19 protein-coding genes are annotated in these 22,884 nt (G+C 72.9%); 3 read left to right on the top strand and 16 right to left on the bottom strand.

The window, feature by feature from the left end:
- Positions 1-16: 16 nt before the first annotated feature.
- From AC3IX6_RS17665 to AC3IX6_RS17640, 6 genes are all read right to left on the bottom strand, one after another.
- Positions 17-1,411 (bottom strand): FAD-binding oxidoreductase, encoded by a 1,395-nt coding sequence (locus tag AC3IX6_RS17665; protein WP_489371079.1) that lies wholly within the window; start codon positions 1,409-1,411, stop codon positions 17-19.
- Positions 1,412-1,413: 2 nt separating this feature from the next.
- The gene (locus AC3IX6_RS17660) at positions 1,414-1,827 is read right to left on the bottom strand and encodes a VOC family protein (RefSeq protein WP_489371078.1); all 414 of its coding nucleotides are present in this window, start codon (positions 1,825-1,827) and stop codon (positions 1,414-1,416) included.
- Between the two features lie 192 nt (positions 1,828-2,019).
- Complete coding sequence (locus AC3IX6_RS17655) at positions 2,020-2,421, bottom strand: YybH family protein (protein ID WP_489371077.1); 402 nt, start codon at positions 2,419-2,421, stop codon at positions 2,020-2,022.
- Between the two features lie 7 nt (positions 2,422-2,428).
- Complete coding sequence (locus tag AC3IX6_RS17650; RefSeq protein ID WP_489371076.1) at positions 2,429-3,241, bottom strand: arylamine N-acetyltransferase family protein; 813 nt, start codon at positions 3,239-3,241, stop codon at positions 2,429-2,431.
- 74 nt (positions 3,242-3,315) lie between these two features.
- Complete coding sequence (locus AC3IX6_RS17645; RefSeq protein WP_489371075.1) at positions 3,316-4,332, bottom strand: 3-oxoacyl-ACP synthase III family protein; 1,017 nt, start codon at positions 4,330-4,332, stop codon at positions 3,316-3,318.
- Positions 4,333-4,495: 163 nt separating this feature from the next.
- The gene (locus AC3IX6_RS17640; RefSeq protein WP_489371074.1) at positions 4,496-5,119 is read right to left on the bottom strand and encodes a flavodoxin family protein; all 624 of its coding nucleotides are present in this window, start codon (positions 5,117-5,119) and stop codon (positions 4,496-4,498) included.
- A 229-nt stretch (positions 5,120-5,348) separates the two neighbouring features.
- Between AC3IX6_RS17640 and AC3IX6_RS17635 the strand changes: the two genes are divergently transcribed.
- Positions 5,349-6,452: a phenylacetate--CoA ligase family protein gene (locus AC3IX6_RS17635; protein ID WP_489371073.1), complete on the top strand. Its 1,104-nt coding sequence runs from the start codon at positions 5,349-5,351 to the stop codon at positions 6,450-6,452.
- 1 nt (position 6,453) lies between these two features.
- The gene (locus AC3IX6_RS17630; protein WP_489371072.1) at positions 6,454-7,827 is read left to right on the top strand and encodes an aldehyde dehydrogenase family protein; all 1,374 of its coding nucleotides are present in this window, start codon (positions 6,454-6,456) and stop codon (positions 7,825-7,827) included.
- Positions 7,828-7,909: 82 nt separating this feature from the next.
- Here the strand turns inward: AC3IX6_RS17630 and AC3IX6_RS17625 are convergent, their stop codons facing one another.
- From AC3IX6_RS17625 to AC3IX6_RS17585, 9 genes are all read right to left on the bottom strand, one after another.
- On the bottom strand, positions 7,910-9,121 hold the full coding sequence (locus AC3IX6_RS17625) for an NAD(P)/FAD-dependent oxidoreductase (protein WP_489371071.1): 1,212 nt from the start codon (positions 9,119-9,121) through the stop codon (positions 7,910-7,912).
- A complete protein-coding gene (locus tag AC3IX6_RS17620) occupies positions 9,118-10,527 on the bottom strand; it encodes an FAD-dependent oxidoreductase (protein WP_489371070.1) in 1,410 nt (469 codons plus the stop codon). Before AC3IX6_RS17620 ends, AC3IX6_RS17625 begins: the two co-directional genes overlap by 4 nt.
- Entirely contained in the window at positions 10,524-12,668 is a 2,145-nt protein-coding gene (locus AC3IX6_RS17615) for a molybdopterin oxidoreductase family protein (protein ID WP_489371069.1), read from the bottom strand. Before AC3IX6_RS17615 ends, AC3IX6_RS17620 begins: the two co-directional genes overlap by 4 nt.
- Positions 12,661-14,040, bottom strand: a complete 1,380-nt coding sequence (locus tag AC3IX6_RS17610; RefSeq protein ID WP_489371068.1) for an MFS transporter — start codon at positions 14,038-14,040, stop codon at positions 12,661-12,663. Before AC3IX6_RS17610 ends, AC3IX6_RS17615 begins: the two co-directional genes overlap by 8 nt.
- Positions 14,041-14,165: 125 nt before the next feature.
- On the bottom strand, positions 14,166-15,629 hold the full coding sequence (locus tag AC3IX6_RS17605) for a nitrosuccinate lyase (protein ID WP_489371067.1): 1,464 nt from the start codon (positions 15,627-15,629) through the stop codon (positions 14,166-14,168).
- Entirely contained in the window at positions 15,626-17,623 is a 1,998-nt protein-coding gene (locus AC3IX6_RS17600) for an FAD/NAD(P)-binding protein (RefSeq protein WP_489371066.1), read from the bottom strand. The genes AC3IX6_RS17605 and AC3IX6_RS17600 overlap by 4 nt, the downstream gene beginning before the upstream one ends.
- Complete coding sequence (locus tag AC3IX6_RS17595; RefSeq protein WP_489371065.1) at positions 17,620-18,867, bottom strand: FAD-dependent monooxygenase; 1,248 nt, start codon at positions 18,865-18,867, stop codon at positions 17,620-17,622. The genes AC3IX6_RS17600 and AC3IX6_RS17595 overlap by 4 nt, the downstream gene beginning before the upstream one ends.
- A complete protein-coding gene (locus tag AC3IX6_RS17590) occupies positions 18,867-20,459 on the bottom strand; it encodes a class I adenylate-forming enzyme family protein (RefSeq protein ID WP_489371064.1) in 1,593 nt (530 codons plus the stop codon). Before AC3IX6_RS17590 ends, AC3IX6_RS17595 begins: the two co-directional genes overlap by 1 nt.
- Before the next feature lie 77 nt (positions 20,460-20,536).
- The gene (locus tag AC3IX6_RS17585; protein ID WP_489371063.1) at positions 20,537-21,073 is read right to left on the bottom strand and encodes an SRPBCC family protein; all 537 of its coding nucleotides are present in this window, start codon (positions 21,071-21,073) and stop codon (positions 20,537-20,539) included.
- Between the two features lie 167 nt (positions 21,074-21,240).
- Between AC3IX6_RS17585 and AC3IX6_RS17580 the strand changes: the two genes are divergently transcribed.
- Entirely contained in the window at positions 21,241-21,891 is a 651-nt protein-coding gene (locus tag AC3IX6_RS17580; RefSeq protein ID WP_489371062.1) for a TetR/AcrR family transcriptional regulator, read from the top strand.
- 25 nt (positions 21,892-21,916) lie between these two features.
- Here the strand turns inward: AC3IX6_RS17580 and AC3IX6_RS17575 are convergent, their stop codons facing one another.
- Positions 21,917-22,810: a pirin family protein gene (locus AC3IX6_RS17575; protein WP_489371061.1), complete on the bottom strand. Its 894-nt coding sequence runs from the start codon at positions 22,808-22,810 to the stop codon at positions 21,917-21,919.
- Positions 22,811-22,884 lie beyond the last annotated feature (74 nt).

Here is a 22,884-nt window from a genome sequence, read left to right as displayed (position 1 = left end):
CGTGCTTTCGGCGCGTTCAGCTCGCGGCCGGCTCGATGTTGTAGGTCACCCGGAACAGGTTCGCCGGGTCGTACGCCGCCTTGAGGCTCGCCAGCCGGGCGTGGCCGGACTCCGTGTAGGCGCTGCGGACCCGGTCGGCGCCGATGTCGTCGATGCCGAAGAAGTTCACGAACGCCCCGCCGGTGCTCCACGGCTCCATCGTGCGGTGGAGCAGGTCGTGGGCCGTACGGAGGGCGGACAGCCGGCCGGGCTCCATGATCGAGGTGGAGAACAGCATGAACCCGGCGTTCCGGCCCGCGACCGCGCTGTCGGTGCGGGGCGGGCGGGCGTAGGCGCCTCCGTGGTGGCGGATCTCCACGAAGTACGGGGCGTCCGCCTGCGGACCGGCCAGGTCGAGCAGGGCCTCGACGGCGACCGGGGGCAGCTCGCGCAGAGCCGTGTTGCGGTCGTACGCCGCCACCGGGAACGGCGGTTCGTGGTGGATGGAGCCGACTTCGAGGTAGGGCATCGTGGTGACGGTGTCCTGGAGGACCGGGCCGACGTCGCGCAGCGGCCGCACCAGGCGCTCGCCCTCGGCGTGGTCGCCGGACCAGGCGATCCGGATGTGGGCGACGTACCGGCCGCGCATCGCCTCGGGCAGGACCGGCAGGTCGGGGTAGCGGATCAGCTGGATGGAGGAGGACATCTCCTCGGGGACCGTCGCGGTCCACCCGGCGTAGGCGCGCAGGGCCTCGGCCGCCGTGTCCGGCCCGAAGTAGAGTCCGCCGCCGTAGAGCTCGGCGACCGGGAACAGGTCGATCTCCATGGAGACGACCACGCCGAAGTTGCCCTTGCCGCCCCGCAGGGCCCAGAACAGGTCCGGCTCCCGGTCGGGGGTCGCGGTGCGGAGCCGGCCGTCCGCGGTGACGACGTCCATGCTGCGGACGTGGTCGGCGGCGTATCCGTAGCGGCGGCCGAGCAGTCCCATGCCGCCGCCGACGGTGTAACCGACCGCGCCGACACCGGGGTTGGAGCCGTTCAGGGGCGCCAGCCCGTGCGGGGCGCTCGCGCTGAGGACGTCCTGCCACACGGTCCCGGCCGCAACGGTCGCGGTGCGACGCACCGGGTCGACCGTCACCCCCGTCATCCGCCGGGTGCTGATCATCAGCTGGCCTTCGGCCGAGCGGGAGACGCCGTGGCCGGTGGCCTGCACGGCGACGCCCAGGCCTGCCGCGGCCGCGTACCGGACCGCTTCCCGGACGTCGGCGGTGTCGCGGGCCAGGACGATGAGGGCGGGCCGGTGGTCGAGGGCCAGGTTGTAGCCGAGCCGTTCCTCGTCGTAGCCCGCGTCCCCGGGGCCGAGGACCGGTGCGGTCAGTGCGGCCGGTGCGGTCAGTGCTTCCTGTATTTCCTGTACTTCCTGGGTGAGCACGGTCAGTCCATTTCGTAGGGGGCGGTCATGACTTCGATGCTGTGGCCGTTCGGGTCGTCGAAGTAGACGCCGCGGCCTCCGTACCAGGCGTTGGTGACGCCGGCGTGACGGTGGAAGGGGTCGCCCCAGAAGGGCAGCCCGCGGTCCCGGATCCGGGCGAAGATCGTGTCGAACTCGTGGTCGTCGACGAGGAAGGCGTAGTGCTGCGGGGTGACCGTGCCGTCGGCGCCGAGGCCGGCGCCCTTGATGGCGTGTTCGCTGCCGAGGACGTCGAGGGTGATGTCGTTCGAGAGCTGGAGCACCCGGAACGGCCCGTAGGTGCGGCTCGGTCCGAGCCCCAGGACGTCGATCAGGAACTCCGCGGTGACGTCGCGGTCCCGGGCGGTGAGGATGGTGTGGTTGAGCCGGATGGACACGGAAGGCAACCTTCTGTGGGGGGTCGGGGGTCGGGGGTCGGGTCGGTGGTCGGGAAACGCCCCGACCCCGCGCCGGAGGCACGGGGTCGGGGACGGACGGGATCGGGGACGCGTCGGACGTGAGGGTCGTCCCGGATGACCGTCCCGGTCCGCATCGGGACCTCCGGGAGGGAGGGGCCCGCGCGGACGGGGCTATCCGCGGTCGGTGCCGGACGGGTTGTCGATCACGTAGCGCCAGCGGCCGTCGGGGCCGCGGCGGGCCACGTCGGTGGCGGAGCCCTCCTGGTGCAGGGGGGTTCCGTCCGGGCCGGTGCCCGAGAGCACGAAGTCTCCGATGAGCAGGGCGATGTCGTCGCAGACGTAGGTGTGCCGCAGGGTCAGCGCGATCGGGACGCCGAGTTCCAGGAACCGGGCGTTGGCCGCGCGCCGGGCATCCTCCGTGACGCCTTCGCCGGGACGGGTCACGAAGACGGCGCCGGGTGCGAAGAGGCGGTCCACCGCGGCGAGTTCACCGGAGTTGAAGGCTTGCTCGAAGACTCCGGGAAGCTCGGCGGGGTCGGTGGGGGGCAGGAGCGCGTCGAGTACGTCGGCCATGCCGTCCTCAGCCGGTCTGGATGCCGGCGCGACCCGGCTCGGGGGTGGCCGGGAGCGCGTCCAGGTCGAAGCCGAAGTACTTGCGGTAGGCCGCGAGCACGGCCTCGTCGTCCGCCAGGTCCTCGACGATGCGCTCCGATGCCGTGATCTGGGTCAGGCGGTTGCCCTTGAGGGTGACGCGCCCACCGTCCTCGGTCGGCAGCGAGCAGAACACGTCGGCCAGGAACGGCGACTCGGGTGCGGTCCGCCACCACCACAGGGTCGGCACGAAGTCGGCGACCCGCACCGGGCGGTCGTCGATCCGGTAGAGCGGGCGGTCGTTGAGGAGGACGTCGAAGCCCCAGGCGCCCTCGCCCTCGCCGGGCACGACCCGGTAGCTGCCGTGCGCGTCCTGCTGCGGCTCGGCGGTGGCGAACCGCAGCGGCGTACGGCTGTTGCGGCCGAAGCCGACGTCGACCAGCCAGGCCTCGCCGTCCAGCAGGACGCGGAGCGCGAGATGGCCCATGAACGGGCCCGGGCCGTCGGGGCGGTAGACCTGGCCGGGCAGGATCTCCACCTCGTAGCCGAGGGCGCTCAGCAGGTACCCGAAGGCGGGGTTGACCTCGTAGCAGCCGCCGCCGCGACGGCGGTCGACCAGCTTCTCCAGGACCTGCTCGTCCATGTGGACGGCGGTGCCGGCGAAGTGGTAGTCGAGGTTCTCGAACGGCACGGTCAGGCAGTGCCGCTCCTGCAGCCGGCGCAGCGCGGCGAGGTCGGCCCGCTCGGGGCGGGTCGCACCGATGCGGTCCAGATACGCGTCGACCTGGGCATCATTCAGCATGTCTGTCTCCTTGGGCAGGGTGGGAGGGCGGGAGCCAGGCGAGCCTGGGGGAGGGGGCCGTTACCCGGGGGCGATCACCAACGGAGCAGGACGAGACCCATGGCCATCCCGCCGCCGAACGCGGCGAGCAGGACGAGGTCCCCGTCCTTCATCCGACCCGTGCGCACGGCGTCGTCGAGCGTGACGGGCACGGAGGCGGAGCCGGTGTTGCCGTACTCCTCGTAGGTGGAGCGGGTGCGTTCCCGCGGGATCCCGAGCCGGTCGGCGAGGTCGTCGATCATGCGGCCGTTGGCCTGGTGCGGGACGAAGTGCGCGATGTCCCCGGGAGCCACGCCGTTGTCGGCCAGGAACGCGGAGATGGCCGGGGCCACCTTCTCGGCGACGAAGGAGCGGACCTCGCGGCCGTTCATCGTGAAGTAGTGCAGGCCGTCGCGGAGGGTGTCCTCGGTGGCCGGGAGGCGGCTGCCGCCGGCCGGGACGCCGATCAGCTCGTGCTCGGAGCTGAAGCCGGCCAGGCGGGCGCTGAGGAGGGTGCGGCCCTCGGACGGGCCGAGCACGACGGCTCCGGCGCCGTCGCCGAAGAGGACGGTGGTGCGGCGGTCCTTCGGGTCGAGGATGCGGGAGTAGACGTCCGCGCCGACGACGAGCGCGTAGCCTCCCGTTCCCCGGATGATCCGCTCCGCGGTGGTCAGCGCGAAGGTGAAGCCGCTGCACACCGCATTGAGGTCGAAGGCGGTGGTGCCGCTGCCGGCGCCGAGCCCGGCGGCCACCAGGGCGGCGGTCGGCGGCTGCGGCGAGTCCGGGGTGGAGGTGGCCGCGATGACGAGAGAGAGCTCGGAGCCGCGGATGCCGGCCTGTTCGAGAGCGGCCCGGCCCGCGGCGATGGCCAGGTCGGACGTGGCCTCGTCCGGCTTGGCCCAGCGGCGGTTCCGTATCCCGGTCTTGCTGTGGATCCATTCGCCGTCGACTCCCGCAGGGGCGCCGACCTCGTCATTGGTGACGACGTAGGACGGCAGACAGGAGCCGGTTCCCAGAATTCCGACGGCGGGCACTGCCGTGCCCTGCTCGAAACGGCGGCCGGTGGTGATCAATTGTCGTCCCCTCGGTGTGCTCGGGCGCCCATGGTTTCGCGGCCTCGTGCGCGGCGCCATGTCATGTCCCGGTTTCTGTCAGGTGATTGGACATGCGTGAGAAGTGCGGGCGAATTGCGGGCGGTGTACGGGCGATGTGCGGGCGATGTGCGGCGAAGCGTTCCTACTGGGCGGCGGCGAGCCCGCGCACGACGATTCCCGCGACTTCGGTGACCCGGCGCGCCTGGAATTCGATGGCGGCGAGATTGTCCTCGTGGACGTTTCCGGGGCGGTTTCGCGTGACGCTGGAGCTGCCGTAGGGGTTGCCGTTCTCCGGGCGGAAGAGGACCTCGCCGGTGGAACCGTTGGAGACGATGAGGGAGCCCCAGTGGCAGACGGCGTTGTGCACCGCGAGCAGGGTGGTCTCGTGGCCGCCGTGCGGCGCCGAGCCCGAGGTGAAGGCGGACACCACCTTGTTGGCGAGCTTGCCCGGGATCGACACGGGCGCGGTGGAGTCGATGAAGGCGCCGACCGGGGCGGCGGGCAGCCCGAACCGGACGGGGGTGCCGATGAGGATGCCGTCGGCCCAGAGCAGGTCGTCGAGCCCGACCTCGGGGATCTCGCCGTCGGACCGCCCGTGCGCGGCCACGGCGTCCTCGGTGCCGGGAACGACGGTCTCGGCGTTCAACCGCGGGATGCGCAGGAGCCGTACCTCCGCTCCGGCCTTCCCGGCGGCCGATGCGGCCGCTTCGGCGAGCTTGTGGACGTTTCCGGTGGACGAGTAATAGACGACGGCGATATTGACCATGCCTAATGCATCTCCTGGCGAGATCGAGTGGTTTCGGGGCGTGATTCGTGCCGGATGACCCTGGACCATCGGATGTTGGTGAGCGCACGGGAATCCGGCAAGGGACGGCGTCGAAATGTGTCAGGTTTCGGGCAGTTGACGGACTCGCCGCCACGGCGTGGACCCGTCCGCGGAGCACGGCCCACCATGCGGAAGGTACGGCGTCACTCAGCCCGCCGGAAGGAGCATCGTGTCAACCGTTGATCCCCTGCTGGAATTTCCACTCGACACCCAGCCGGACCCCGACGTATTCCTGCGTGCCGCTCTGCGGTGGCATTTCTCCCCGGAAACGGGCACGCCGTTCTGGCTCGAACGCGCGGATACCCTCGGCTTCGATCCGCTGACCGACATTCACGGTTTCGCGGACCTGTCCCGCTTCCCCAACCTCGCCAACGAACTGCGCGACGTGCGCGCCGAGGACCTCATCCCCCGCGGCTACGGCCCGAACCCCGAGGTCGTCGGCGTCTACGAGAGCGGCGGCACCACCGGCGCCCCCAAGCGCATCGTCCTGCTCCAGGAATGGCTGGACCGGCTGCTCACCTGGAGCAGCGCCCAGCTGGACCGGCACGGTGTTCCGCAGAACGTGAACTGGCTGGTCGTCGCCCCGACGGGCCCCCACATGGTGGGCGACGTCATCAAGCGGCAGACCGCCTTCCGGGGAGGCCTCGCCTTCACCGTCGACCTCGACCCGCGCTGGGTGAAGAAGCTCATCTCCGAGGGCAGGGCCGCGGACGCGGGCGCCTACGCCGAGCACATCGTCGACCAGGTGGCGTTCCTGCTCCAGACCCAGGACATCGGCGTCCTGATGTGCACGCCGCCGATCCTGGAGCGCCTCGCCCGCCGCGACGACCTCGCCAAGCTCATCGACGAGAAGGTCAAGGCGATCAACTGGGTCGGCACCCAGATGGACGCCGACACCCGCTACCTGTACCGCACCGAGGTCTTCCCCAAGGCCCATCTCTACAGCGGCTACGGCTCCACGATGATCCTCGGCAACGCCTCCGAGCGCCCCGGCCTCTCGGACGACGACCCGTGCATCTACGACCCGTTCTCCCCGCACATGGTCTTCGACGTGGTCGACCCGAAGACGCGGGAGACCGTCGGGTACGGCGAGCGCGGCCAGGTGGTCATGCACCACGTCAGCAAGAGCCTGTTCATGCCCAACAACCTGGAACGCGACTACGCGACGCGCGTGCCCGGCCCCGAGGGCGTCTGGCAGCTCGGCGACTCCGTGGCGGACATCGCTCCGGTCCAGGAGTTCGACAACGAGACCGTCATCGAAGGGGTCTATTAAAATGAGTTCCGGCCTGATCACGCTGGACGCACTCGGGCCCGCCGGCCCCTTCCGCGCACGCAAGCGGACGACCGTCACGGACGTGACGGGTGCGCCGGTCGCCGAACTCAGCCTGGTCCCCAAGCTGTTCGTGACGCGGGCGATGACCGCACTGCGCAAGGCGTCCTCGCTGCCCCTCGCCGCGCGTACGGAGGCACTGGAGCGGGCCGGGCGGATCTTCGCCGAGGAGACCATCGACGGGCTGTCCTTCCTGGAGTACGAGCACACGGTCGCCCGCGTCTCCGGCGTGCCGATCGGTGTCGTCCGGGCCGCGACGGCCGCCATCATCGAGGCCACCGAGCAGTCCCGGTACGCCGCCTTCCAGGCGCGGCCGGTCGGCGCCGTGGACGACTGGCGTGCCGAGGAGACCCGCAACGGCAGCGCCGTGTGGACGCGGCGCGGCGACGTGTTCGCGGTGCACGCGGCGGGCAACCACCCCGGCCCGCACTCGCTGTGGGTGGAGGCCCTGGCCCTCGGCTACCGGGTCGCCGTGCGGCCCTCGCGCCGCGAGCCGTTCACCCCGCACCGGCTGATCTCGGCCCTGCGGGCCGCGGGCTTCGGCGACGACCAGGTCGTGCTGCTGCCCACGGACTACGAGGCGGCGGACGAGATCCTGCGCAGCGCCGACTACGGCCTCGTCTACGGCGGCGACGACGTCGTCCGCAAGTACGAGGGCACCCGGGTGCTGCCACAGGGTCCGGGCCGCTCGAAGATGCTGGTCCCGGCCGGCGTCGACTGGCGCGACCACCTCGACACCATCGTGGACTCCATCAGCCACCAGGGCGGGGTGGCCTGCATCAACGCCACCACCGTGCTCATCGACGGGGACCCGGCGCCGCTCGCGCAGGCCATCGCCGAGCGCCTCGCGCTGATCCCGAGCCTGCCCCCGGAGGACGACAAGGCCGTCCTGGCGGTGCAGCCGGTGGAGGGGGCCCGGGCGATCGAGAAGTTCCTGCTCGCCAAGGCGGCCGGTACCACGGCGCACCTCGGCGGTGACGGCATCGTGGAGGAACTCGGCGACGGGAGCGCGGTCCTGCGCCCGGCCGTGCACCAGCTGGCCCGCCCGGACGCGGAGCAGGCCGCCATCGAACTGCCCTTCCCCTGCGTGTGGGTGGCCCCGTGGTCGCCCGCGGACGGTGTCGGGCCGCTGCGCAACTCCCTGGTGCTGACCGCGTTCACCGACGACGAGGCGCTGATCGACGAGCTGCTCGCGGAGCCCACGATCAGCAACGTCTACCTCGGCGACCACCCGACGTACTGGATCCGGCCGGGCGTTCCCCACGACGCCTACCTCGGCGAGTTCCTGATGCGGACCAAGACCGTCATCCGCGACTGATCCGGTCCCGCTCCGGTTCCCGGCGACCCCTCTCGGCCCCCCACGGCCGGGAGGGGTGTTCTGCGTTCCCCCCCGGACGCGCTCAGTGCGCGCCGGCCAGCAGCCGGTGCCCCGCGGCCGGCACCCCCCGGCCGAGGAAGGGCTGCAGATCGCCGTACGCGCCGGCGTCGCCGACCAGGACGCCGCCGAGCAGGGTCCGGCCGTCCGCGTCCAGGACGAGCTTGGCGTACGTCCCGGCCGCCGCGTCCCGCCGGCTGAGCTCCAGCGCGCCCGCGGTGCTCCCGTGGGCGTCGCCGAAGCTCGCCACCTCCACCCCGAGCAGCTTCAGCCGGGTGGACATGTCGGCCTGCCCGAACGGCTCGGCTTCCAGGCCCAGCAGCCGGCGGGCCACGGACGCGGCCATCCGGTAGCCGGGTGCCGCCAGCCCGTAGCAGCGCCCGGCCACCGCCGCGCACTCGCCGATCGCCCAGACGTGCGGGTCCTCGGTACGGCAGTGCTCGTCGACCAGGATGCCGCCGCGTTCGCCGGTGGCCAGACCGGCCGGTCCGGCGAGCTCGTCCCGCGGGCGCACACCCGCCGAGAACACCACGAGGGCCGCTTCGAGGGTGGAGCCGTCCGCCAGGGCCACCCGGCTCGCCCGGCCGTCGGGACCGGCCTCGATCGCCGCCGTCGCGACACCGCAGTGGATCCGCAGCCCCCGGTCCCGGACGTGCCGCGCGAGGACCTCGCCGCCGTCCGGGTCCACCTGGAGGGGCATCAGCCGCGGGGCGAGCTCCACCACGTGCGGCTCCATGCCGAGCAGCCGCAGCGCGTTCGCCGCCTCCAGGCCGAGCAGGCCGCCGCCGATCACCACTCCGGGGCGGCCCGGTACGGCCGCGGCGCGGATCGCGTCGAGGTCGCCGAGCGAGCGGTAGCCGAAGCAGCCCGGAAGGTCGTGGCCCGGTACGGGCGGGATGAACGGCCGGGATCCGGTGGCCAGCACCAGGGCGTCGTAGCGGATCACCTCGCCGGTGGTGGTGGTCACGGTCCGCGCGGCACGGTCCACGCGGTCCGCGCCGGTGCTCAGGCGCAGCTCCAGCAGCGGGTCGTCGAGGAAGCCGGGTGCGGCCAGGGCGAGGTCCGCCGCGCTGCGGCCGTCCAGGTACGAGGAGAGGGCGACCCGGTCGTAGGCGGGGTGCGGCTCCTCGGCCAGGACCACGATCCGCCAGAGGCCGGCCGTGTCGAGGGAGCGCACCTCTTCGATGAGGCGGTGCCCGGCCATGCCGTACCCGGCGACGATGAGCGTGCGGTTCATGGGGTGTCGGTTCCTTCCGAAGGACGCAATGGGCCGCACAGCGCGCGTACCGCGTCCGTGCAGCCGCCGCAGCCGGTGGTGGCCCGGGTCGCCGCGGCGATCGCGGGCAGGTCGTGGGCTCCGGCCCGGCAAGCCTCGGCGAGCGTGTGCTTCGTGACGTTGTTGCAGCGGCAGACCACCGCGTCGTCGGGCAGTTCCTCCTCGCCCGCCGCGGCGGGCGCCACACCGAGCAGGAGTTCCAGACGCCCCGAGGGCGCCGGCAGATCGAGCTCGTGGAGGCGGGTCACCGCGGCGATGGCCCGGGGCAGCCCCAGCAGGACCGCCTCGGTGATCCGCCCGCCGTGCAGCCTCAGCCGCGCGTACCGGCCGCGCGCCGGGTCGGTGAAGGTGACGAGCTCGCCGGGGTCGTCGCCGTCGGCGGCCGGTGCGCCCCGGCCCAGCTGGACGAGGTCGAGGCCGGGCACCCGCAGCCGGGTGACCCGGCGGCTGCCGCGGCGGCGTACGGGGGCCCCGGCGAGGTGTGCGGCGAGGGTCTCGGCCTGTTCCCAGGCGGGTTCGAGGTGCCCCGCGGCGTCGTCCGGGTGCTCCGCGCAGTCGCCGATGGCGTGGATGCGCGGGTCATCGGTGCGCAGCAGGTCGTCGACCACGACCCCCGAGCGGACCGTGAGCCCGGCCCGGCGGGCGAGCCCGGTCTCCGGTGCGGCTCCGGTGCACAGCAGCACGATGTCGGCCGCCAGCACGCTGCCGTCGTCGAGGACCAGTTTCCCGTGGTGGTGCTCGGCCGCCCGCCGGCCGGTGTGGACCTCCACGCCCATGCCTTCGAGCCGCCGGGTGAGGAGGGTGCCCGCGACGGAGTCCAGCCGCCGGTCCAGCGGATGCGGCCCGCGGTGGACGAGGGCCACGTCGTGCCCCGCCCGGCGCAGGGCGGCGGCCGCCTCGACCCCGAGCAGTCCGGCGCCCACGACGACCGCGCTCCGCGGTGGTGTCCGGCCGAGCCGTTCGGCGTCGGCGAGGGTGCGGAGCGCCAGGACGCCGTGCTCGGGGGAGGTGCCTGCCGGGAGCCCCTGGATCTCCGGGAGGACGGTCCGGGCCCCGGTCGCCAGGACCAGGGTGTCGTAGCGGTGCGCGGCCCCGTCCCGCGTGTGCACGAGGCGGCTTTCGCGGTCGATCCGGGTCACGGTGACACCGGTGTGCAGCCGGGTGCCGGGAGGCGGCGCGGGCAGTGCGAGCGCGTCGGGGGGCAAGGTGCCGTCCAGGACGGAGCCCAGCAGGACCCGGTGGTACGCGGGCCCCGGCTCGGCGCCGAGCACGGTGACGCCGCCCCGGTGGCCGTGGTGGTGCAGCCGCTCCACGAAGCGGTTCGCGGCGGGCCCGTTGCCCACGACCAGCACCTCGCCCGCGCTCACGGCCGGGCCCCGGCGACGGGCTCGATGCGCACCGCGCACACCTTGAACTCGGGCATCTTGCTGCGCGGGTCGAGTGCGGGGCTGGTGATCAGGTTGGCCCGGCCCGCCCCGGCGAAGTGGAACGGCAGGAAGACCGTGTCCGTACGCAGGCTCCCGACCAGCCGGACCCGTGCCACGGTGCTGCCGCGCGCCGAGCTCACCCGGGCCGCGGCGCCCTCGCGCAGCCCGTGCCGCCCGGCGGTATCGGGGTGCACCTCGACGAACATCTCCGGTGCGGCCGCGCTCAGTTCGGGGATCCGGCGGGTCTGCGCGCCCGACTGGTACTGGGCGAGCACCCGCCCCGTCGTGGCGTACAGCGGGAAGTCCGCGTCGGGGCTCTCGGCGCTGTCGCGGTGCTCGACCTCGGCGAACCGGGCCAGCCCGTCCGGGTGCGCGAAGGCGTCGAGGAACAGGCGCGGGGTACCGGGGTGCGGCGCGCGGGCCTCCCCGGCGCGGGCCTCCCCGGCGGGGGCTTCCCCGGCCGGGCCGTCCCCGCCCGGGCCCGCCGGTACCTGCGGGCAGGGCCAGTACAGGGCCTCGCCCGCGTCGAGGCGTTCGTAGCTGATGCCGGAGTAGTCGGCGCGCCCGCCGTGCGAGGCGCGGCGCAACTCCTCGAAGACCTCCCGCGGCTCGGTGGGGAACTGCGCGGCGGGCCGGCCGAGCCGGACCGCGAGGCCGTGCAGCACGTCCAGGTCGCTGCGGGCCTCGCCGGGCGGGGTCAGCAGCCGGCGGCGGCGCAGGACCCGCCCCTCCAGGTTGGTCATCGTGCCCTCCTCCTCGGCCCACTGGGTCACGGGGAGGACGACGTCGGCGAGGAGCGCGGTCTCGGAGGGCACGAAGTCGGCCACGACCAGCAGGTCGAGCGAGGCGAGCCGTTCGCCGATCCGGGCCGCGTGCGGCGCGGACACCGCCGGGTTCGAGCCGAAGACGAGCAGGGCGCGCGGGCCGCCGTCCGTACCGAGCGCGTCGAGGAGTTCGTAGGCGCTGCGGCCGGGACCCGGCAGGGCCTCGGGATCCACCCCCCACACCGCGGCGACGTGGGCGCGGGCGGCGGGGTCGGTCAGCATGCGGTAGCCGGGCAGCTGGTCGGCCTTCTGGCCGTGCTCGCGCCCGCCCTGGCCGTTGCCCTGGCCGGTCAGGCAGCCGTAGCCGCTGCCCTCGCGGCCGGGCAGGCCGAGGGTGAGGGCGAGGTTGATGAAGGCCGAGACCGTGTCGGTGCCCTTGCTGTGCTGTTCCGCGCCGCGTCCGGTCAGGACGTACGCCCGTTCCGCGGCGGCCAGCATGCGCACGGCCTCGCGCTGTTCGGCGACCGGGACCCCGGTGACCCGCTCCACGCGCTCGGGCCACCAGGCGGCGGCCCGCCGCCAGGCGGCGTCGAAGCCGGTGGTGCGCTTGTCCAGGAAGGGCTGGTCGGCGTGGCCTTCGACGACCGCGAGGTGCAGCAGCCCCAGGGCCAGTGCGAGGTCGGTGCCGGGCGCCGGCTGGAGGTGCAGTGCGGCGGCCTCGGCGGTGGGGGTGCGCCGGGGGTCGATGACGATCAGCCGGGCCTTGTTCAGGTGGCGCATCAGCGGCGGCATGGTCTCGGCCGGGTTGGCGCCGGCGAGCAGGATCACCTCGGCGCCGCCGAGGTCGGTGACGGGGAACGGCAGGCCGCGGTCGAGCCCGAAGGCGGCGGTGCCCGCTGCGGCTGCCGAGGACATGCAGAACCGGCCGTTGTAGTCGATCTGGCTGGTGCCGAGCGCGACGCGGGCGAACTTGCCCAGCTGGTAGGCCTTCTCGTTGGTGAGGCCGCCTCCGCCGAACACGCCCACCGCGTCGGGGCCGTGCTCCTCGCGGATGTCCCGCAGCCGTGCGGCGATCGTGTCGAGGGCGGCCTCCCAGGTGGCGGGGGCGAGCCGGCCGTCGGCCCCGCGCACCAGCGGGCGGGTCAGCCGGTCGGGCGTGCCCAGCAGGGCGGGGGCGGTCCAGCCCTTCTGGCACAACCCGCCCTGGTTCACCGGGAATTCCTCGTCGGGCCTGACGGTCGTACGGCCGGCTTCGCCGCCCAGCACGGTGCCGCACTGGAGCGCGCAGTACGGGCAGTGGGTCCTGACCTCAGCCACGGCCGGCTCCCGCGAGGACGCGCCGGGGGGCGGGCTCGGGGGCGGGGCGCTTGCGGAGGTAGACCGCACAGGTCACCAGCACGCACACCAGGTAGTAGGCGAGGAAGGCGAGGAACGCGGGCTCACCGGACTTCCCGGAGCCGCCGTACGCGCTGCGGAAGACCAGGTTGACCCCGACCCCGCCGAGGGCGCCGACCGCGCCGGCGATGCCGATCAGCGCACCCGAGAGGGTGCGGGCCCGGGCGAAGGCCTCCGTCGCGTCGTGGCCGGAGGTGACGGCGTCCTCGGCCCTCTTGGCGAACACCGCCGGGATCATCTTGTACGTCGAGCCGTTGCCGATGCCGGTCAGTACGAACAGTGCGGTGAATCCGCAGATGAAGAGCGCGTAGGACCCCTGCGCGGAGGCGAGCAGCAGGACCCCGGTGCCCGCGGCCATCGCGCAGAAGGTGCAGAGGGTGATCAGGGCGCCGCCCCACCGGTCGGACAGCAGCCCGCCCAGCGGCCGGGCCAGCGAGCCGAGCAGCGGTCCGAGGAAGGTGTACGAGGCCGACTCCAGCGGGGTGGCTCCGAACTGGCTCTGGAGCACCAGCCCGAAGGCGAAGCCGTAGCCGATGAAGGAGCCGAAGGTGCCGACGTAGAGGAGGGAGATCCACCAGGTGTGCGGGTCGCGGAGGGCGTCGAGCTGGGCGCCGGGTGCGCCGCGCACGGCGGTGAAGTTGTCCATCTTCAGCGCGGCGAGGAGCGAGGCCAGCACGATCAGGGGGAGGTACGCGGAGATGACGTAGGCGGGATGGGAGCTGCCGGCCGTGGCGATGACCAGCAGCCCGATCAGCTGGATCGCCGCGACGCCGAGGTTCCCGCCGCCCGCGTTGACGCCGAGGGCCCAGCCCTGGAGGTGTCGCGGGAAGAGGACGGCGATGTTCGTCATGGAGGAGGCGAAGTTGCCTCCGCCCACTCCGCCGGCCGCGCCGATCAGCAGGAACACCCAGAGCGGGGTGCCCGGTTGCTGGACGAACCAGAGGGCGGCGAGCGTCGGGACGAGCAGGACGGCGGTGGCGAACACGGTCCAGTTGCGGCCGCCGAAGCGGGTCACCGCGTAGCTGTAGGGGAGCCGGAGCAGGGCGCCCACCAGGGTGGGGACGATGACGAGCAGGAACTTCTCGGACGGGGTGAAGCCCAGGCCGATCTCGGGTGACATGAAGAGCACCAGGACCGACCACATGCTCCACACGGAGAAGCCGATGTGTTCGGAGAGGACCGAGAGGATCAGGTTGCGGCGGGCGGTCTTGCGGCCGGACCGCTGCCAGAACTCCTCGTTCTCGGGGTCCCAGTCCTCGATCCAGCGTCCGGTCTCGGTCCGTGCGGGCTTCATGGCTCCTCGGCTTCCTGCTCGGGGCGTTGTCCGTCCTGGGCGGGGGCTTCCCCACTGACTGAACCATACAGTTCAGTTCAGTTAAGTTCAAGGGAGAATCCAGGAGCCGGGGCCGCCGGGCCGGTTCAGGTCCGCTGCGCCAGCGCCCGGTCCACGAGCGGACCCGCGCCCCCGGTGTACGTACCGGGATCACACAGCCGCACGCGTTCGTCGGCACTCCAGCGGCCGTGCAGCACGGGCTCCTCGGCGAGCAGTTCGTGCACGGGCCGGCCGCTCTCCTCGGCCGCGGCCGAGATCCGGGTCAGCAGGGCCTTCGCCGCCGCCTTGCCCAGCAGCGGAGCCAGTACGGCCGCGATCCGCTCGGACACCACCTGGCTGCCGGTGAGCCGCAGGTTGGCCCGCATCCGGTCCGGCCTGGGGGTGAGGCCCTCGGCGAGTTCGGCGGCCGTGTGGGCCGCGCCGCCGACCAGGCGCAGGCATTCGCGCAGCAGCTGCCACTCGGCGTGCCAGGCACCGCCCGAGCGCTCGTCCTCCGACACCAGGCACTGCACCAGCGCGCCCGAGAGGGCCGGGACCTGGAGGGCGGCGCTGCGCAGCAGCGTGCTCAGGACCGGATTGCGCTTGTGGGGCATGGCCGAGGAGCTGCCGCGGCCGGCCACGGCGGGCTCGGCGACCTCGGCGATCTCGGTCCTGGCCAGGGTCTGCACGTCGACGGCCATCTTGCCGAGGGCGCCCGAGGCGAAGGCCAGCGCGGCGGCGAGGTCCGCGATCGGGGTGCGCAGCGAGTGCCAGGGCAGTACGGGCCGGGCGAGGCCGGTCTGCGCGGCGTAGGCGTCGATCAGCAGGTCCAGGTACCGGCCCGGCTCGGGCCACGTGCCCGCACCGTCGATCCGGGCGTACTCGAGGTATCCGGCCAGCGTTCCGGCGGCTCCGCCGAGCGACACCGGCAGCCCGCCGTCCTGGACCCGGCCCAGGCGCTCCTCCGCGTCCAGGACCAGTTGGCGCCAGCCGGCCGCCTTCAGCCCGAAGGTCGTGGGTACGGCTTGCAGGGCCAGGGTGCGCCCGGCCATCGCGGTGTCCCGGTGCTCCCCGGCGAGTACGGCCAGGGCGGCGGCGGTTCGGGCCAGGTCGGCCCGGATCAGGGTCAGGGTCCGGAAGGCCACCAGCATGGCGCCGGTGTCGAGGATGTCCTGGCTGGTCGAGCCCCGGTGGACGTACTCGGCGGCCTCGGCGTCCTCGGCGGCGACCACCCGGGTCAGCGCCTGCACCATGCCGACCACGGGGTTGGCGGTCTCCCGGGCGGCGAGGGCGAGGGCCCGCAGGTCGAGGTTCTCGGCCCGTGCGGCCGCGGTGATGGTGTCGGCGGCGGCCTGGGGGAGGGTGCCGAGTCCGGCTTGGGCGCGGGCCAGGGCGGCCTCCGCGTCGAGCATGGCCTGCAGCCAGGCCAGGTCGCCGACGGCTTCCTCGGCCGGGGTCCCGGCGCGTACCGGCGACAGCAGCCCCGCGTCGGTGAGCGCGTCCTGCCGGCCGGCCGCGGTGGCCGGGGCGTCCGCGGTGTGTGCGGTGTCCAGGGCGTCCGCGGTGCTCATACCAGGACTCCGGTCAGGTCGGTCTCGGCCGGCATCGGCGCGACACCCGTCGGGACCGGCGCGGAGGTCGTCAGGGCGAGCACGGAGCGGGCGATCGCGTCGGAGTCGCCGAGGGTGACCGAGTCGACGCCCGGGCGGATGCCGGCTGCCGTCACCCAGTGCACGGACTCGGTGGGAACCCCGTACGCGAACCGGCGCGGGTGGGCCCGGCCACGGGCGTCGAGCAGCCGGTAGGGGCGCTCGGTGACGGCCAGGCCGCCGGACTCGTACCCCGAACCGTCGCCGCCGGAGATGCGGTACGTCGTGCACTGCTCGGTGTCGAGGAGGTGGCGCAGCAGCGGGTCGTCCGTGCGCCGCAGGTCGGGCTCGGGCAGCCGGGCCTCGATGAGGACGGTGGAGCGGACCGCGGGGCCGGGCACCAGCCGGGACTGGAGGATGAAGGTCGCCTGGTCGCCGGCGGCGGTGTCGACGCGGATCTCCGTACCGGGACCGGTCAGTTCGAGCACTCCGGCGTCGATGAGGGCGATCATCTCCTCGATGCGGGAGGCCGGCGGGCCGATGGAGAGGAAGGCGTTGAGCGGGGTGTACCAGCCCTCCAGGTCGTCGCGGTGCGAGTCGGCGGTCAGGCCGCCGTGGTCGACGGCGAGGCGGATCTCGTTGCGCAGGTCCCGCATGGTGTCCAGGGCGGCCTTGAGCGGGCCACTGAGGTTGCCGGCCTTGGCCTCCTTGACGTCCTGCGCCAGGTACTCGACGAGCCAGGCCCTGAAGTCGCCGCGGCTGGTGAACTCCCGGTCGCCGTAGGGGCGGGAGAGCCGGTCCCAGCTCCAGCGCTCCGCCGCCTCGATGCCGTAGGCGTCCAGCAGCGCTTCGCGGTCCTGCTCCTGCTCCAGTGACAGGAACCGCGCGGTGAACCCTTCACGTTCGCCGCCGCGGCCCTTGTTCTTCAGCAGGGCGCCGTAGTAGACGCTCTCCGTCTCGCGGGAGATGAGCGGCCACAGGTCCTCGGAGAAGCTGATGCCGTCGCCGTCCGCGGAGCGGCGGCGCATGTCGGCGATCACCTCGGGGGTGAGCAGGCGCGGCAGGTAGCGGCCGTAGGCGCCCTTCTCGTTCTCGCCGCGGGCGTGGTACGGGATGCCGCGCCGGGAGAAGGCGTAGAGCTTGGGCTCGTTCCCCGAGGGGAGGTAGGTCAGCCGGCCGTCCTCGCCGCGGACGTAGCTGCCGCCGCGGCCGGCGGTGAAGAGCGCCATGTGGTCGAAGAAGTTCAGGCCCAGGCCGCGCATCAGCACGTTCTCACCGGGCTTGACGACGTGCAGGTTCAGGTCCGCGGGGTTGGCCGGCGTCACGTAGGTGAGGTGGTGGATCCGGGCGAGGCTGGCGGTCTTCGCCTCGCGGGGGGTGAGCCGGGCCGGTACGTGGCCCTGCGCCATCACGATGGCGTCGAGGTTGTTGAGGCGGACGCCGTTCTCCAGCCGTACGCCCTGCGGGCCGCCCGGCACGCCGTGCGTGTCGGCCATGGCCACGGCGCGGGAGGCGTGCACCTCGATGGTGACGTGGGCGGGGGCGTTCGCCACGACGCGCTCGAAGGTGGCGCGCAGGTAGCTGCCGTAGAAGGCGCGGGTGGGGTAGGTGTTCGGGCCCAGCCGGCGGGCCTCGGCGACGGTGGAGTCCGGGAGGCCGGCGGCCGCCGCGCCGCCCTCGGCGACGCTCCGCGCCCACTCGAAGAGCGTGGGGCCCGGCTCGATCGGACCCTCGGTCCGCACGCTGTCGTCGGTGTAGATGGTGATCTGCGAGGCCACCGTGTTCATCAGCAGGTGCTGCGACTGGTCCGGGCGCCACACCTGGCCGGCTCCGGGCGCCGAGGGGTCGACGACGTGGACGGTGACCGCGGCGTGCGAGGGGCTGTGGCGCTCGTTGGCGGCCAGCCGCTCCAGTACGGAGAGCCCGCGGGGGCCGGCGCCGATGATCGCGATCTGGCTGTGTCCGTTGGCGCTCATCGCTGGTCTCCGTTCTGGGGGGCGGCCTGCGGGGCCGTCCGGCTGGTGGTGGCGGGGGAGGGGGTGGTGGCGTCGGTGGTGCGGGCTCCGTGCATCCAGGCCACGTAGTCGTGGAGCTGGTCGGCGGAGTAGGAGGAGAGCTGGGCGTTGCGGGCCGAAGCGGCGGCGCCGTGGGTGTGCCAGAGCTTGATGCTCTCCCGGGCCAGGAGCTGGATCCTCCCGGTGCGCTCGCGCCGGTCGGCGTTGAACTTCTCGAACCGCTGCGGGAGTTCGGAGGTGTCGCAGTCGAGCAGGTCGCCCAGGATCACGGCGTCCTCCAGGCCCTGGCAGGCGCCCTGCGCCACGTAGTGGAGCATCGGGTGGGCGGCGTCGCCGAGCAGGACGACCCGTCCGTCGGTCCAGTTCTCGACCGGGTCCCGGTCGACGAGGACCCAGGACTTCCAGCCTTCGCCGAGGGCGAGCAGCCGCTGCGCGTCGGCGCCCAGCGAGCCGAACTCGCGGCGGATGTCGCCGGCCGAGGCGGGCACTCCGGCGACCGTCTCGGTGGCCCTGTTGTCGCTGCTCGCCGCGAGGTTGAGGTACTTGCCGCCGGCGATCGGGTAGTGCACGAAGTGGCAGCCGGGGCCGGTCCACCAGGTCACGGAGGTGAGGTGGCGCAGGTCCTCGGGGATCTGCTCCATCGGGATGATCGCCCGGTAGACGGTGATCCCGGAGTTGCGGGGCGCGCCGTCGCCGACGAGCTGGCCGCGGATCGCGGAGTGGATGCCGTCGGCGCCGATGACGGCGTCGCCGGTGACGCGCTCACCGTTCTCCAGGACGACCGAGGCGCCGTTCGCGTCCTGCTCGTACCCGGCGGCCGGTGCGCCGCTGCGCAGCTCGATCCCCTCCGATGCCCGGCAGGCGTCCAGCAGCTTGGTGTGCAGTTCGGCCCGGTGGACGACCGCGTACGGGTTTCCGAACCGCTCCCGGTAGGTGTCGGTCAGGTCCATGCTCACGACGTGTTCGCCGGTGACGCCGTCCATGAAGCGCAGCTCGTCCATGAGGACGGCGGTGGAGCGGACGGCCTCGCCGAGGTCGAGGCGGTCCAGGGCGTGGATGCCGTTGGGGGCGAGCTGGATGCCCGCTCCGATCTCGGCGAACTCGGGGGCGCGTTCCAGGACCAGTGCGGTGTGTCCCTGCCGGGTGACGGCGAGGGCCGTGGCCAGCCCGCCGATTCCGCCACCGACGATGATCAGCTTCGACATCAGACCTGCTCCTGAAGGGATCGGGCGGCGGGGGCGCCGGAGGTGAGCAGCCGGGCGAGTTCCAGGCGCTTGATCTTGGTGGTGGCCGTCTGCGGCAGGTCGGACTGGCGCCACTGGACGGGCTCGCCCATCTGCGGGAGTCCCGCCACGGCCGACTTCCAGGCGGCCATGTCCAGCGGCTTGTCGTCCTTGGTGCACACGACGGGGACGGCGCTGCCGTTCTCGTCGGGGATGATGATGACCTCGGCGAGCTCGTCGAGCCGGGTGAAGAGGGTGTCCTCGGCGGCGAGGGTGGAGCCGAAGCCCTCGATCAGGTCGACCTCGCGGTCGAGCAGGTGCACGCAGCCCCACTTCGTGCGGTAGCCGACGTCGCCCATGCGCCACCAGCCGTCGTTGACCTGCTTGTCGTAGCGCTCCTGCTCGCCGAGGTAGGTGACGATCCGGCCGTCGCTCTTGACCTCGATGAAGCCGGGGTTGGTCTCCGACGGGGGCAGGCCGTTGCGGCTGACGACGCGGACGTCGGTCATCCCCGGGAACGGCATGCCCACGCAGCGGCCGTCCGCGTCGAGGCCGCGGCGCTTGGAGAAGGAGCGGGCGACGGCGGGGCCGATCTCGCTCTGCCCGTACAGCTGGCCGAAGACCGGGGCCTTGCGGCGGGTGGCCGCCAGGAGCCGCTGGACGGTCCGCGGGTGGATGGCGTCGAAGGTGCTGCTGAAGAGCTTCACGTTCGCCAGGGGGCCGCGCGGGTCGTCGGCGAGCTCTTCCCACTCCATGAAGGAGTTGGGGTGTGCCTCCAGGATGCCGGGGCGGAGCTGGGCGAAGAGGTCGGCGGCCCGCTTGGGGTCGCCGTCGGCGAGCACGACGATGGGGAAGCCGCGGAAGAGGGAGATGGCCAGCGCGGTGATGAGCCGCGAGTGGACGAAGGAGACGTGCATCGCGATGGTCTCGCGGCCCCGGATGAGCGGCTTGGTGATCATCGCCTGCGGCAGGTAGCGCGCCTGCAGGGTGTGACCGGTGTGGACGGCCAGCTTCGGGGTGCCCGTGGTGCCCGAGGTGTGGGTGATCAGGGTCGGGTAGTCCGGCGGCATGGTCACGGCGGGGACGCGCTCGACCCCGGCGAGGGAGGCCAGTTCGGTCGCCTGCTGGTAGCTGCCGGAGGTGAGCAGCACCTGCTCGGCCTCCGTGAACACCGAGTCGGGCAGCTCGGTCTCCAGCTTGTTCTGGTCGGTGAGGAGGTACGGCTGTTCGGTGCGGCGCACGAGTTCGGCGACGGTCTCGCCGTCGAGCTTCGGCGACAGCAGCACCGGCACGGCGCCGATGCGGGCCACGGCGCAGGCCAGCAGGGTGATGTCGAAGCCGTCGGACTTGTAGACGACCACGCGCCGGCCGGGGCGGACCTTGGCGGCCCAGAGCCGGGACGCGAAGTCGTCGATCAGGTCGGCCACTTCGGCCACGGTCGCCCGGCGCCCCAGTGCCGGGGCGATGTCCAGGTCGTGGTCCAGGATCACCACGTTCGTCGGGTGCTTCTTGGCGGCCCGCTCGAAGAGCGTCCCGAGCCGGATGCCTTTGTTGCCGATGCGCTGCAGAATCATCGTCTCGCCGTTCTCAAGTCAGGTGTAGACAAGGTCAGTTGGTGTCGCGGGGTGGTCCGGGATGGTCTCTGACCGGGTCAGGCGGTCTTTTCGATGACGGGCTTGACGCGCTGCAGGGTCTCGGCGAGGTCGCCGGCCACCTTCTCGCCCCATTCGGCGAAGAACTTCTGCTTGGCGTCGGCGTCCATCTCGGCGGTGATGCCGACGATCCCCTCGGTGGCGGCGCCCATCCGGAAGTGGTGGGTGAGGAGGCTGCCCGCGCCGTCGGCCTCGATGGAGAAGCCCCAGATGCTGTCCTGCTTCACGCCGGAGCTGTTGTGCATGGCCCACTGGAAGGTGCGGCCGGCCTCGGCCTCGACGACCTCGGCGTAGGTGGTCCACTTGCCGCGCACCACGGGGGCCCAGGAGACGACGTCCTCGCTGCGCTCGTTCTCGCCGCGGAAGACCGAGCCGACCGCGCCGGGGGCGCCGGAGGCCCACTCGCCGCCGAGGCACTCGGGGCTCCACTCGCCGCTGCGGGCCAGGTCGCTGACGACCGCGTACGCCTGGGCCGGGGAGGCCTGGACGTGGATCTGGGCTCGCGACCCGAAGAGGGGTGCCTGGGTCTCGCTCATGGAAGTGGCCTCCTGGAAAGTCCGCTCGAATGCTTCGGCTGCTGCGGCTGGGGCCCGTTCCGGCCTCGCCACTTCCTGAACCATACAGTTCAGTTCAGTTGAACGCAACGGTTCAGTTCAGTTGGACCTAGACTGGGGTTCCCACCACCCAGGAGTAGGGGAACGACATGAAGGCGCGCACCACGGCGGAGCAGCCCGCCGTCCCCTCCGGCCCCCGCGCCGCGCGCAAGCGTCAGGCCATCCTGGAGGCGGCGCGGACGGTGTTCCTGCGCGACGGCTTCGGAGCCGGCATAGACCTGTTGGCAGCGGAGGCGGGAGTCTCCAAGGTGACCGTCTACAACCACTTCGGCAGCAAGGAGAACCTCTTCAACGCCGTGATCGGGCAGACGCTCGAAGAGGCGCTAGAGGTGGCCCAGTCGGTGATCCAGGCCAAGCTCGCCGAGTCCGACGACATCCGCACGGACCTGGTGGAGGCCTGCCGCACCTGGGTCGCGGGCCTGACCTCCCCCGAGGTGCTGGCGCTGCGCAACGTGCTCGCGGGGGAGCGCCACCGCTTCCCCGAGCTGGGGAGCGCCTGGCAGGAGGAGGGTCCGGGTCGCCAGCACGCGACGCTGGCCACGGCCCTCAGCCGCCTCGACGAGCGCGGACTGCTCCGGATCCCGGACATGGAGCTGGCGGTGCTCCAGCTCTCGGGCCTGGTGCTGTCCCCGCACCTGGTCTACGGGGCATACGGAACCGCCCTGGACGAGGACCTGGCGGAGCGTCTCGTGCAGGGCGGTGTGGAGATGTTCCTGAACCAGTACGGGGTCGACGCGTAGGACCCGCGGCCGGGCCGGTCGCCGGTCAGTCCTCGTACCGGCCGAGGCGGTCGTACGCGTAGTCGTCGAAGGCCTCGTCGATCTCCTGCGGGGTGTTCATGACGAACGGGCCGCTGCGGACCACGGGTTCGCCGATCGGCTCCCCGGACAGGAAGAGCAGGTCGGCGCCGATCGGCCCGCCCTCGACCCGGACGCCGTCGCCGTCGTCCGAGAAGACGGCCAGGTCCCCGTCGGCGAGTTCGTGCGAGGCGGCCTTCCCGCTGCCGGACATGACGTACACGGCGGCGTTCCGGCCCGGCGGCGCGGGGAACGCGGCGCTGCCGCCCGGGGCCACCGACGCGTGGACGACGGTCACCGGCACCCCGGTCCGGAAGGGGCCGGTCACGCCGAGCGCCGTGCCCGCGAGGACCTTGAACCAGGAGCCGTCGAGCCGGCGGACCACCGGGATCTCCGCGGCGCCGAGATCCTGGGAGCGCGGGCGCAGTCCCTTGAGGGAGGCGGGCAGGTTGACCCAGATGTGCAGGTGGTGCTGGAGGCCGCCGGCCGCGCGGAAGTCCGCGATGGGCTGCGCCGAGTGCAGCACGCCCGCACCGGCCGTGAGCCACCGCGCGCCGCCGGGGCGGACGCGGCCGCTGCCGCCGGTCGAGTCCGCGTACTCGACGTCCCCGTCCAGGACGTACGTGAGGGACTCGAACCCGCGGTGCGGGTGCTCGGAGGCGCCCCTGGGCTCGCCCGGTCCGAGGTCCACCGGTCCGACGTGGTCGACCGTCAGGAAGGGGTCCAGCTGCGGGATGCCGGGGGTGGGGAAGGGGCGGCGCACCGGATACCCGTCGCCCTCCAGGGCGCGGACCGGCTGAAGCACGTCGACCACCGAACGGCTCGCGGTGGCGGTGTCGGTTGCGGAACCCAGCGTGGTCATGATGCCTTCTCTCTTGGTGGTCGGACGTCGTTCTGCCGTCCCCCCGACTTTAGTGAACTATACAGTTCAGTTCA

This window comes from Streptomyces sp. GL_141, assembly GCF_057834385.1.
The sequence above is the reverse complement of the archived record's forward strand: the minus strand, read 5'-3'. Positions and strand labels throughout refer to the sequence as shown.

Coding starts and splice junctions, on each gene's coding strand:
- AC3IX6_RS17655 (WP_489371077.1), bottom strand. CDS start 2,421: ATGGCCGACGTACTCGACGCGCTCCTGCCCCCCACCGACCCCGCCGAG.
- AC3IX6_RS17650 (WP_489371076.1), bottom strand. CDS start 3,241: ATGCTGAATGATGCCCAGGTCGACGCGTATCTGGACCGCATCGGTGCG.
- AC3IX6_RS17640 (WP_489371074.1), bottom strand. CDS start 5,119: ATGGTCAATATCGCCGTCGTCTATTACTCGTCCACCGGAAACGTCCAC.
- AC3IX6_RS17630 (WP_489371072.1), top strand. CDS start 6,454: ATGAGTTCCGGCCTGATCACGCTGGACGCACTCGGGCCCGCCGGCCCC.
- AC3IX6_RS17625 (WP_489371071.1), bottom strand. CDS start 9,121: ATGAACCGCACGCTCATCGTCGCCGGGTACGGCATGGCCGGGCACCGC.
- AC3IX6_RS17610 (WP_489371068.1), bottom strand. CDS start 14,040: ATGAAGCCCGCACGGACCGAGACCGGACGCTGGATCGAGGACTGGGAC.
- AC3IX6_RS17605 (WP_489371067.1), bottom strand. CDS start 15,629: ATGAGCACCGCGGACGCCCTGGACACCGCACACACCGCGGACGCCCCG.
- AC3IX6_RS17600 (WP_489371066.1), bottom strand. CDS start 17,623: ATGAGCGCCAACGGACACAGCCAGATCGCGATCATCGGCGCCGGCCCC.
- AC3IX6_RS17595 (WP_489371065.1), bottom strand. CDS start 18,867: ATGTCGAAGCTGATCATCGTCGGTGGCGGAATCGGCGGGCTGGCCACG.
- AC3IX6_RS17590 (WP_489371064.1), bottom strand. CDS start 20,459: ATGATTCTGCAGCGCATCGGCAACAAAGGCATCCGGCTCGGGACGCTC.
- AC3IX6_RS17585 (WP_489371063.1), bottom strand. CDS start 21,073: ATGAGCGAGACCCAGGCACCCCTCTTCGGGTCGCGAGCCCAGATCCAC.
- AC3IX6_RS17580 (WP_489371062.1), top strand. CDS start 21,241: ATGAAGGCGCGCACCACGGCGGAGCAGCCCGCCGTCCCCTCCGGCCCC.
- AC3IX6_RS17575 (WP_489371061.1), bottom strand. CDS start 22,810: ATGACCACGCTGGGTTCCGCAACCGACACCGCCACCGCGAGCCGTTCG.